This window comes from Teichococcus aerofrigidensis, assembly GCF_054073225.1.
The window spans coordinates 21,137-32,182 of record NZ_JBSXMU010000039.1 but is presented as its reverse complement, the minus strand read 5'-3'; the positions used below and the strand labels follow the sequence as shown (position 1 = coordinate 32,182).

Sequence of the window (11,046 nt, the reverse complement as noted above, 5' to 3'; positions counted from 1 at the left end):
ACCGGCGCCTGGCCTTCGCCGCCGCCGCCAGCGATGCCGGGCGCGCGCTGGACCGGCTGCGCGACGTGGCCTTCGTGCTGGACGAGCTGCCCCGCCGGGCGGAGCTGGCCGGGCGGCTGGACCCGGCGCGCATCGCCATCGCCGGGCACTCCTACGGCGCCTGGCTGGTGCAGCACATGCTGGGCCAGCGTCTGCCCGGCGGCGATCGCGGCCTGGCGCTGCCCGACCCTCGGCTCGGCGCCGGCATCGCCCTCTCGCCCATGCCGGCCGAGGGCCTGCCGCAGCGCCTGGCCTTCGCCCGCGTCACCGCGCCGATCCTGCACGTCACCGGCACCGAGGATCGCGGCTGGATCGGCGGCACCCTGCCCGGGGACCGCCGCCAGCCCTTCGACGCCATCGCCGCGCCGGGGGCGCTGGCGATCCTGGAGGGCGCCGCGCATGGCAGCTTCGCCGGTGAGCCGGGGGCGGGCGGCCGTTGGGAGGAGGCCGGCTTCCACCCGCGCGTGGCCGGCCTTGCCCTGGCCTTCCTGCGCGGCCTATGGCTGGGCGATGCGGCGGCGCGGCGGGCGCTGCGGGCGGGAATGCCCGGCCTGCTGGAAGCGGGCGACCGGCTGGAGAGCAAGGGCCTGGGATGAATGCCGGACTACGCGCTGGAACGGGCGGCGGGGGGCCGCGTGGCGGGGGTGGACGAGGCCGGGCGCGGCCCGCTCGCCGGCCCGGTCATGGCGGCGGCGGTGATGTTCCGCGCCGAGCCGCCGGCCTGGCTGGCCACCCTGCTGGACGACAGCAAGAAGCTCGACGCGGCGCGGCGGGAGGCGGCGCATGACGCCCTGCTGGCGGCCCGCGCCGGGGGCCTGCTGGATTGCGCCGTGGCCGCCGCCAGCACGGCCGAGATCGGCCGGCTGAACATCCTGCGCGCCACGCAGCTCGCCATGTGCCGGGCCATCGCGCGCCTGCCCCTGGCCCCCGACACCGCCCTGGTGGACGGCAACGCGGCGCCGCCGCTGCCCTGCCCGGTGCGCTGCGTGGTGAAGGGGGACGGGCTCAGCCTTTCCATCGCCGCCGCCTCGATCCTGGCCAAGGTGACACGGGACCGCGCCATGGCGCGACTGGACGGGCGCTGGCCGGGCTATGGCTTCGCCCGCCACGCCGGCTATCCCACCGCGGCGCACCGCGCGGCCCTGGCCAGGCTCGGACCCTGCCCGCATCACCGCCGCGGCTTCGCGCCGGTGGATCAGCTCCTGCTGTTCCGCGAGGCGGTCGCCTGAGGCGCGCCGGAGCGCCGCCTCGGCCCTTCCTTGACGGCACGACTCCGCCCAACGCATTGTCCCGCTTCGAGTCGCTGAGGACGGCAGGGGGTTTCGTGGGCGTGGGGACGGGGCTGGATCTGCCGGTGGACTGCATTCTGGAAGGGGATTGCATCGAGATGCTGCGGGCACTGCCCCCGGCCTCGGTGCATGCCATCTTCGCCGATCCGCCCTACAACCTGCAGCTCCGGGGCCAGCTTCGCCGTCCCGACGAGAGCGTGGTCGACGGCGTGGACGACGACTGGGACCGGTTCTCCGACCTCGCGGCCTACGACGCCTTCACCCGCGCCTGGCTGTCCGAGGCGCGGCGGGTGCTGCGCAAGGACGGCACCATCTGGGTCATCGGCTCCTATCACAACGTCTACCGCCTCGGCGCCGCGCTGCAGGATCTCGACTTCTGGATCCTGAACGACGTGATCTGGCGCAAAGCCAACCCGATGCCGAACTTCCGCGGCCGCCGCTTCACCAACGCGCACGAGACCATGATCTGGGCGGCGCGCGGGCAGGAGAGCCGCTACAAGTTCAATTACACCGCCATGAAGTCGCTGAACGACGACGTGCAGATGCGCTCGGACTGGTTCATCCCGCTCTGCACCGGCGCCGAGCGGCTGCGCGACGCGGAAGGGAAGAAGGTGCATCCGACGCAGAAGCCGGAGGCGCTGCTGCACCGGGTGATCCTCTCCTGCACCGCGCCGGGCGATGTGGTGCTCGACCCCTTCCTCGGCTCCGGCACCACCGCCGCCGTGGCGCGCCGCCTGGGCCGGCGCTGGATCGGCATCGAGCGCGATCCGGGCTATGCCGCCGCCGCGCGCGCGCGCATCGCCGCCATCGCGCCGCTGTCGGAAAGCGCCATGCTGGTCACGCCGACGAAGCGCGAGCAGCCGCGCGTGCCCTTCGGCACGCTGGTCGAGCGCGGGCTGGTGGCGGCCGGCGCGAAGCTCACCGACCGGCACCGCCGCTTCGTCGCCGAGGTGGCGGCGGATGGCTCGCTGCGATGCGGCAAGGCGCAGGGCTCGATCCATCAGGTCGGCGCGGCGGTGCAGGAGGCGCCCTCCTGCAACGGCTGGCTGTTCTGGCATGTCGAGCGGCGCGACGGCACGCTGCGCCTGCTGGACGAGCTGCGCGCCGAGGTCGCCGCCAGCCTGACGGCGTGACGGCCGGGGCCGCGCCCGGCCGCCTCAGCCCAGGCGCGCCTGCAGCGCCGCGCGCAGCTCGGTCGACGAATAGGGCTTGCTGATCACCGCCACGCCGCGCAGCCGGTCGGGGAAGGCATCCGCCTCGCCATAGCCGGTGGCGAAGAGGAAGGGGATGCCGCGCGCCAGCAGGGCGTCGGCCACCGGGAAGCTGCTCTCGCGCCCCAGGTTGACGTCGAGCAGGGCGAAGGCGGGCGGCGCCTGTTCCAGCAGGCGCAGCGCCGTCTGCACGCCGGCCGCCACATCCACCTCGGCCGCGCCCAGGCGCCGGAGCTGGTCCTCGGCATCCATGGCGATCAGCAGATTGTCCTCGACCAGCAGCACCCGGCCGGAGAGCGTGAATTCCGCCGCCGGCTCGCGCGCCGGGCGCGCCGGCGCGGCGGGCGGCGACGCCCCCTCGGCGCGCTGCACGCAATCGGCCGGCAGCAGGAAGCGGGCCTCGATCCCCTCCAGCCGGTAGCGCAGATCCGCCTCGCCGCCGAGGTCGTGCGGCACGGCGCGCTCCAGGATGGTGGTGCCGAAGCCCTGGCGGCGTGGCGGGCGCACCGGCGGCCCGCCGCGCTCGCGCCAGAGCAGTTCGAGCCCGCCGCAGGGCGTGAAATCCCAGCACACGTCCACCTCGCCATGGCGGTCGCAGAGCGCGCCGTACTTGGCGGCATTGGTGACCAGCTCGTGCATGACCAGCGCCAGGGTCGTATAGGCCGCCGGCTGCAGCAGCACGCCGGGGCCGCGCAGGTGCAGCCGCTCCGACTTCTCCTGCAGATAGGCCTCGGCCTCGGCCTGGATCAGCTCGGCGAGCGGCGCGGGCTGCCAACGGTCGGTGGTGATCTGGTCATGCGCGCGGGCCAGCGCCTGGATGCGGCCGCCGACCATGGCGGCGAACTCGTCCACCGTGCTGGCGTAGCTGCGGCTCTGCCCGACCAGGCCGCGGATCAGGCCGAGGATGTTGCGCACCCGGTGGTTCAGCTCGGCGATCAGGATCTCCTGCCGCTCCTGCGCCACCTTGCGCTCGCGCTCGGCGAGATCGGTCAGCTGCAGCACCACCTCGAGCAGCGTCACCCGCAGCCGCTCGGCCATGGTGAGGTCGCTCTCGCTCCAGGGCTGGCTGTGCCCCTCCACCGATTCGCGCCAGGCGGCGAAGCTCTTGCGCGGCGAGAGGCGCGGACCGTTCGGGCCGTAGCTCATCGTCTTGGCCGGCTCGCCGGCCCAGGTCACCGACTGGGTGACACCGCGCCGGAAGAACATGAGGTAGTCGCGCGGGGCGCGGGAGAGGGGGATGGCGAGCAGGCCGGAGGCGCGATGGGCATAGTCGCGCGCCGGCGGGTGCAGCTCGCCCAGCTGATGGGTGGACCAGACGCTGCCGGAGGCCGAGCGGTGCAGGAAGCGCGCGATGCCGACCAACTCCTCCGCCGTCGGCGTGTGACCGCGCAACGCCGTGCCGTCGGCGCTCCAGAGGCCGATGCCGTCGCAGGGGATGACCTCGGAGAGCGGCTCGAGGAACTCGGCGAGCGACCGGCTGCCGGGACGCATGGCGCCGAGCGCGGCCATCAGCCGCTGGTGCATCGCATTGGCCTGGGCGTCGCGCGCCTGGTCCTGCTCGCGCTCGCAGCTCTCCAGCATCAGCGAGAAGATCTGGCCAAACAGCTCGGCGGCGGTGCGCCGCTCGAAAGGCACGCGCAGCGGCTCGTTGTGGTGGCAGGCGATCAGTCCCCAGAGCCGGCCCTTGCGCAGCACCGAGACCGACATCGAGGCGCGCACCCCCATGTTGCGGAGATACTCGACATGGATCGGCGAGACGCTGCGCAGCAGGCTGAGCGAGAGGTCCAGCGGCGCGCCCCGGCTGTCGAGCAGGGGCAGCACCGGCACCGAGGGCGCCTCGGTGTCGCCGATCAGCCGCAGCCAGTTGCGCTCATAGAGGCGGCGCGCCTGGCGCGGGATGTCACTGGCCGGGAAATGCAGGCCCATGAAGGAGGAGAGGAAGCTTGCCGCCGATTCCGCGATCACCTCGCCGGCGCCGTCATGGTCGAAACGGTAGAGCATGACGCGGTGGAAGCCGGTCAGGCCGCGGATCTGCCGCACCGCCTCGCGGCAGAGCGCCTCGAAGCTGTCGGCGTGGTGCAGCCGGGCGATCATGCCGCGCACCGTGGTGCCGGCCTCCAGCGCATCCTGCAGGTCGGACGGCTCGCCCTCGACGACGATCAGCGGCCCGCTCTGATGCACGGCGAGGTCGTAGGGCGGCCCGCCCTCGCGCAGCGGCACGCCGAACAGGCGCTCCACGGCGTCCACCCCGCGCAGCAGATGCAGCCGGCCGCCGATCTGGTGCAGGGCCTCGCGCGTCAGCAGCCCGGCCAGGGATTCGCCGCGCGCGGCCTCGGGGTCGAGGCCGAGATGCGCGGCGAGGTTGGCCGAGGCGCGCTGGATGAGCCAGTCGGCGCTGGTGGCGACGAGGAAGCCGGTGGGCTGGATGCCACCCAGGAGATGAATCGGCTCGCGATCGCAGTTGGTCAGATCGACGGCGCCGGTCAGGTCAGGCATTCAGCAAGGCTTCCTCGGTGTCCTCGCCCTGCAGGGCGGCCAGGAACTGGTTGAAGGCGGCACAGGCGCCGGCCAGCGCCTCGGGCCAGGCATCAGGCTCCGGCAGGGCCTGCTCCAGCATGGCGATGAAGGCTGGCCAACCGCCCGCGGCGGGAGCATGCGACAGATAGGCGGTGGCCACCCGCCCCGCTGCATCCCGGATAACGCCGCGCAGGAGCATTGCGTTGCCCAGGCGGGAGCCCTCCAGGACATAGGCGGCGCCGAGCGCCGCCGGCAGGCTGGCGAGGGCGCCGGCGGGAAGCGGCAGGGGCGGCGGCATCGGCTCGGCCAGCGCCGCCATGTCGCCGGCCAGGGCCGCGGTGCGCCGGCGCGCGGACCAGTCCGGCACCGCCCGCTCCAGGCCCTGCCTGTCGCAGGCGGCCTCCAGCGCCGGCAGGGCGCGGGCATGAGCGCGCAGGAAGGCGCGATAGCCCGGCGCCGTCGCCAGCGCATAGCGGCCGCCCAGGGCATCGGCCCGGTCGTGCAGGGCCTGGGTGCCCTGGCGGAGGAACCAGCGGAGCCCGTCATGCCGGGGCCGGGAAGGGCGTGTCATCATGTCTCCTTTTGGGCCTGCGCGGCGGGTGGCACCACCCCGGCGCGGATGGCGGAAGGGCGGGGAAGCGGTCCGTGCCGGTCAGGCATCTGGTCACCCGCGGGGGTCGGGAGGAGGGGCACGGGCGGCGGCGAAAGCGATCACCCGACCCTTGCGACCCGCAGCTCCCTCCCGTCAAATGGCCGGGAAGGCTGGCCCGCACGAGGCCGGCACATGGAGGAACGGAATGACCAAGCTATCCCGTCGCGCGACCCTGGCGCTGTTCGGCGCCCCGGCCCTGGCTGTGCCGGGAGCGTCCCTTCTGGCCCGCCCGGCCCTGGCCCAGGCCAGCTTCCCCAGCCGGCCGGTCCGCATGCTGGTGCCATGGTCGCCGGGCGGCACGACGGACGTGCAGATGCGCGCCTTCTGCGATGCCGCCTCCCGCCATCTCGGCCAGCCCGTGATCGTGGAGAACCGCGCGGGCGCGGGCGGCATCCTCGGCCCGCAGGCGCTGCTGAACGAGAGGCCGGACGGCTACACCCTCAGCCAGATGCCGATCAGCGTCTTCCGCTACCCGCACATGGCGCCCAAGCCGCCCTTCGATGTCCTGCGCGACTTCACCTGGGTCAGCCACCTGACCGGCTATACCTTCGGCGTGGTGGTGCGGGCCGACGCGCCCTGGAAGACCTTCGCGGAATTCCTCGACCATGCCAAGAAGAACCCCGGCAAGGTGACCTACGGCTCGCCCGGCGTCGGAACCTCGCTGCACCTGACGATGGAGCGGATCGCGGGGGAGCGCGGCATCGACTGGGTGCACGTGCCCTTCCGCGGCGTGGCCGACAACCTTACCGCCCTCCTCGGCGGGCAGACCGACGCCCTGGCCGACAGCTCGGGCTGGGCCGAGATGGTGCTGGAGGGACGCCTGCGCCTGCTCACCGTCTGGACGCCGGAGCGGGTGAAGCGCTTCCCCGACGTGCCGACGCTGCGCGAAGGGGGCATCGACATCGTCTCCACCTCGCCCTATGGCGTGGCCGGCCCGCGCGGCATGGAGCCGGCGGTGGTGAAGGTTCTGGACGAGGCCTTCCGCAAGGCGGTCAACGACCCGCAGCATGTCTCCATCCTGGAGCGCTACGACATGCCGGTGATCTACATGGGGCCGGAGGATTACGCCGCCTTCGCCGCGAAGACCGACGCGGAGGAGAAGGCGATGATCCAGCGCCTCGGCCTCAAGCTCTGAGGCCGGAAACGCCGGGGCGTCTCGCGCCCGCCCGCCGGTTTTGATGGCATGGCGGGCGGCTCCACGCCCATGCTCGCCCGCCCCTGGGAAAACAGGCCCGCCGCGCGCGATTCCGCGCCGGGCGGCTGTCCCGCTCCCGGGGATGGGGAGACATCACAATGGCATTCATCATGGGTCCCGCCGCCGGCGGCGCCACCCTCGCCGGCACCGGAGCGAATGACGTTCTTGTCGCGCGGGGCGGCGGGAACCTCATCATCGGCGGCGGTGGCGAGGATGACGTCATCACCAGCTGGCGCGGCATGGACACGGTGCGGCTCGGCGAGCCGGGCGATGGCGATTCGGGGCGTGACACCGTGCTGCTGGCGGGGAAGGGCAACGGCGTCATCGCCGGCGATGCCGGGCTGGACCTGCTCTCCTGGGGCGGCGGCAACACCGTCAGCCTGGGCAACGGCGACAACCGGCTGGAGTTCTGGGGCCGCCACAACAGCGTCAGCACCGGCTTCGGCGACAACGACATCCTGTTCCATTGCGGCGGCAACAGCGTCCTGCTCGACGGCGGGCTCTACCCCGGCAGCGCCGGCGAGACCTGGGTCCGCTTCGCCGGCACCGGCAACAGCTTCAGCCTGGCGGAATCCGCCTTCGCGCCGCCGCCGACCGTGAATCTTCGTATCGAGGGCGGAGCGGGGCAGGGCAGCTTCGACCTGGGCGGCCTCGGCACCGCCTCGCTCGACACCGGAGGCACCGGCAACCGGATCTTCCTGGGCCTTGGCGACTATGCCATCCAGCCGGGGGCGGGCGATAGCCTGGTGAGTTTTCCGCCCAGCGGGCGCGGCGCCGCCGCCGGGGAGGTCTCCATCACCCTGGAGGGGTATGGCGACCGCATCAGCGGCGCCGCCGGACATCTCGAGGTGCAGGGCGGCACGGGCGGCACGCGCGTCGAGCTGCTGGGCTTCACGGCCAATGACGTGGATCTGCGGCTGGGCGGCGAGGGCAACAGCGTCACCAGCCAGACCCTGGTGGAAGGGCACATCGCCTCGGCGGGTGGCCGGGCGCAGTACGATATCTTCGGCGTGGCCGCGGAGATCGTCCTGGCCGGAGCGGACAACCGGCTGCAGCTCGACACGCTGATCGGCGGACGGATCGTCGATGGCGGCGAGGCCACGCGAATCGACATCTCCTACAGCAACACCCTCTACGACTTCTCCGGCAGCATCCTGGATTTCGGCGCCAGCCGGGGCGGCGTGGTGGCGCTCGACGACGGCACCACCGGCTATGCCAGCGTCGCCGCGGTGCTGGCCGCGCTGGAGAGCGACGGTGCCGGCGGCAGCCTGCTGGCGATCGGCGGCGGCGCGCTGCATTTCGAGGGGCTCGCGCCCGCCGCGCTGGCGGCCGCCAACTTCGCCATCATCTGAGCCGGCCGGACCCGGAGGGAGGCGCCCTCCAGGCGCCGCCTTCCCGGCCGGCCGGACCAAGGGGTCAGGCGGCGCGCGACAGCGCCTTCCAGACCACCTCCGGCGTCGCCGGCATGTCGAGCCGGGTGACGCCATCCTCGCGCAGCGCGTCGATCAGGGCGTTCATCACCGCCGGCGGCGAGCCGACCGCCCCGGCCTCGCCGGCACCCTTCACACCCAGCGGATTGGTCTCGCAGGGGATCTCGACCAGCTCGACCTCGATGTCCGGCAGGTCGATGGCGCGCGGCAGGGCATAATCGTTCAGGCTGGCCGAGAGCAGCTGGCCGCTCTCGGGATCGTAGGCGGTGCGCTCCATCACCGCCTGGCCGATGCCCTGCGCCACGCCGCCATGCACCTGGCCGCGGACGATCATCGGGTTCAGCGCGAAGCCGACATCATCCACCACGATGTAGCGGGCGATCTCGGTATGCCCGGTCTCGGGGTCCACCTCCACCTCGGCGATGTGGCAGCCATTCGGGAAGGTGTGCGCCGGGATGGCGGCGATCTCGGCGGCATCCAGCAGCGTCACCGTCTCGCCCTTCGCCGCGCGGGCGCGCTGCGTCGCGGCCAGCTCCAGGATGCCGATGGCGCGGTCGGTGCCGGCGATGGTGAACCGGCCCTGCGCGAACTCGATATCGGCCGGCGCGGCCTCCAGCGCCTCGCCCGCCGCCTGCTTGCCCTTCTCGATCACGCTGGTGGCGGCGGCCAGCAGGGCGGTGCCCTCGGAATAGAGGCTGCGCGCGCCGCCCGTGCCGCCGCCGGTCGGGATGGCGTCGGAATCCCCCTGCACCACGCGGATCCTCTCGACCGGGATGCCGAGCTCATGCGCGGTGATCATGGCATAGGCGGTCTCGTGGCCCTGGCCGGTGGATTGCGTGCCGACCAGCACCTCGACGAAGCCGTCCTCGGCGAAGCGCATCTCGGCCCGCTCGGAGGCATCGCCGCCCGTGGCCTCCAGGTAATAGGCCATGCCGATGCCGCGCCGCTTGCCGCGCCGCGCCGCCTCGGCCCGCCGCTCGGCGAAGCCGGCCCAGCCGGACTTCTCCAGCGCCACGTCGAGCACCTTGTTGAAATCGCCCGAATCGTAGGTCTGCCCGACCGGGGTCTTGTGCGGCATGGCCGAGGGCGGGACCATGTTGCGGCGGCGCAGCTCGACGCGGTCGATGCCGACCTCGGCCGCGGCGGCGTCGATCAGCCGCTCCACCAGGTAGTTGCTCTCCGGCCGCCCGGCGCCACGATAGGCATCGACCGGCACGGTGTTGGTCAGCACGCCGAGGACGTTGGCGTAGATCGCCTGGAAGCCATAGACGCTGGCCAGCACCTTGGTGCCCGCGCCGCAGGGGATGAAGGGCGCGAAGGTCGAGAGATAGCCGCCCATGTCGGCGTAGTTCCTGGTCCGCAGCGCCAGGAACCTGCCGTCCTCATCCAGCGCCAGCTCGCCCTCCGTCAGGTTGGCGCGCCCCTGGGTGTCGGACTGGAAGGCCTCCATCCGCTCCGAGGCCCATTTCACCGGCCGGCCCAGCCGGCGCGCCGCCCAGCAGCACAGCGCGTATTCGGCATACATGTAGAGCTTCATGCCGAAGCCGCCGCCGACATCGGGGGTGACGACGCGGAAGTTCTCCTTCGGCAGGTGGAAGACGGCATCGGCCAGGATGTTCTTCACCAGCCAGGAGCCCTGGGTGCCGGCATACAGCGTGAACCTGCCGCTGGCCGCGTCATACTCGGCGAGCGCGGCGCGGCCCTCCATGCTGTTCACGACGATGCGGTTGTTCACCACCGTCAGCCTGGTGACATGCGCGGCGCGGGCGAAGAGCGCCTCGGTCGCCGCCTCGTCGCCGGCCGACCAGTCGAAGCAGATATTGCCAGGCGCGCTGTCCCAGACCTGCGGCTGGCCGGGCTGGAAGGCCGTCGCCAGATCCACCGCGGCCGGCAGCACCTCGTAATCGACCATCACCGCCTCGGCCGCGTCACGCGCCGCCTGGGGCGTCTCGGCGACGATGAAGGCGACGCCATCGCCGACATGGCGCACCACGTCGATGGCCAGGCCGTAGCGCGGCGTCTCGGCGCGCGGGCTGCCGTCGCGGTTCTTCAGCGGGATCAGGCAGGGGATCTCGCCGAGGCCGTCGGCCTTCCAGTCCGCGCCCGTCAGCACCGCCTTCACGCCGGGCAGGGCGGTGGCGGCGGCGGTGTCGATGGAGAGGATGCGCGCATGCGCGTGCGGGCTGCGCAGCACCAGGGCGTGCAGCTGCCCCGCCGCGCCGATATCGTCCGTGTAGCGCCCCTGCCCCTTGAGCAGCCGGGGATCCTCGATCCGCCGCATGGGCTGGCTGAAGCCGAACTTGGCCATGTCGTGATCCGCTTTCCTGATCGTCCCGGGGATATCATTGGCCCCGAGGAGGTGATTGGGAAGGGGCTTCCGGCGCGGCCGGGAGCGGGGCAGGGTGCCTCGATGGCTGATCTCGTCCCCCTGCTGCTGCGGCTGCACGATTCGCACGCCTATCCGGGCTGCCGCGCCAGTGCCGGGACGCTGCCGCCGCCGCCCTTCGCCGCGCGGCCCTGCCTGATCGAGTTCTCCGACGGCGCCGGCGCCTCCGGCGTGTTGTCCATGCCGGGGGCGGAGGAGATGCACCTCGCCATCGCCGCCTATCGCACCATGCGGGGGCACCGCATCGCCGCCAAGTCCTGGCTGCTGCGATCCGCGCAGAACCCGCCCGGGGAAGGCTGGAAGGTGGCGCGCCGGATGAGTTGAACC

9 protein-coding genes are annotated in these 11,046 nt (G+C 72.8%); 6 read left to right on the top strand and 3 right to left on the bottom strand.

All coding sequences use genetic code 11. From position 1 onward, the window contains the following. The 3 genes from ACVMLK_RS10550 to ACVMLK_RS10540 all read left to right on the top strand — a co-directional run. Nucleotides 1–635 (top strand): alpha/beta hydrolase family protein (locus ACVMLK_RS10550; protein WP_457486374.1); only part of this gene is annotated, 635 nt, incomplete at its 5' end. Then, on the top strand, nucleotides 636–1,268 hold the full coding sequence (locus ACVMLK_RS10545) for a ribonuclease HII (protein WP_198366281.1): 633 nt from the start codon (nucleotides 636–638) through the stop codon (nucleotides 1,266–1,268). A 158-nt stretch (nucleotides 1,269–1,426) separates the two neighbouring features. Beyond that, a complete protein-coding gene (locus tag ACVMLK_RS10540) occupies nucleotides 1,427–2,461 on the top strand; it encodes a site-specific DNA-methyltransferase (protein WP_198366578.1) in 1,035 nt (344 codons plus the stop codon). A gap of 24 nt (nucleotides 2,462–2,485) precedes the next feature. On the opposite strand, the gene ACVMLK_RS10535 is transcribed toward ACVMLK_RS10540, so the two are convergent. Together ACVMLK_RS10535 and ACVMLK_RS10530 are read right to left on the bottom strand one after the other, a co-directional pair. Then, nucleotides 2,486–5,035, bottom strand: a complete 2,550-nt coding sequence (locus tag ACVMLK_RS10535; protein WP_457486373.1) for an HWE histidine kinase domain-containing protein — start codon at nucleotides 5,033–5,035, stop codon at nucleotides 2,486–2,488. Beyond that, nucleotides 5,028–5,627, bottom strand: coding sequence for a biliverdin-producing heme oxygenase (locus ACVMLK_RS10530; protein ID WP_422922837.1), 600 nt, complete (start codon nucleotides 5,625–5,627; stop codon nucleotides 5,028–5,030). Before ACVMLK_RS10530 ends, ACVMLK_RS10535 begins: the two co-directional genes overlap by 8 nt. Nucleotides 5,628–5,853: 226 nt before the next feature. Between ACVMLK_RS10530 and ACVMLK_RS10525 the strand changes: the two genes are divergently transcribed. Both ACVMLK_RS10525 and ACVMLK_RS10520 read left to right on the top strand, forming a co-directional pair. Further along, entirely contained in the window at nucleotides 5,854–6,843 is a 990-nt protein-coding gene (locus ACVMLK_RS10525; protein WP_198366284.1) for a Bug family tripartite tricarboxylate transporter substrate binding protein, read from the top strand. 158 nt (nucleotides 6,844–7,001) lie between these two features. After that, nucleotides 7,002–8,255, top strand: a complete 1,254-nt coding sequence (locus ACVMLK_RS10520; RefSeq protein ID WP_457486372.1) for a hypothetical protein — start codon at nucleotides 7,002–7,004, stop codon at nucleotides 8,253–8,255. A 64-nt stretch (nucleotides 8,256–8,319) separates the two neighbouring features. Here ACVMLK_RS10520 and ACVMLK_RS10515 read toward each other — a convergent pair whose 3' ends face one another. Next, the gene (locus ACVMLK_RS10515; RefSeq protein ID WP_198366286.1) at nucleotides 8,320–10,641 is read right to left on the bottom strand and encodes a xanthine dehydrogenase family protein molybdopterin-binding subunit; all 2,322 of its coding nucleotides are present in this window, start codon (nucleotides 10,639–10,641) and stop codon (nucleotides 8,320–8,322) included. 102 nt (nucleotides 10,642–10,743) lie between these two features. On the opposite strand from ACVMLK_RS10515, the gene ACVMLK_RS10510 reads away from it, so the two are divergent. Beyond that, complete coding sequence (locus ACVMLK_RS10510; RefSeq protein WP_457486371.1) at nucleotides 10,744–11,043, top strand: hypothetical protein; 300 nt, start codon at nucleotides 10,744–10,746, stop codon at nucleotides 11,041–11,043. The last annotated feature ends 3 nt before the right edge of the window (nucleotides 11,044–11,046 follow it).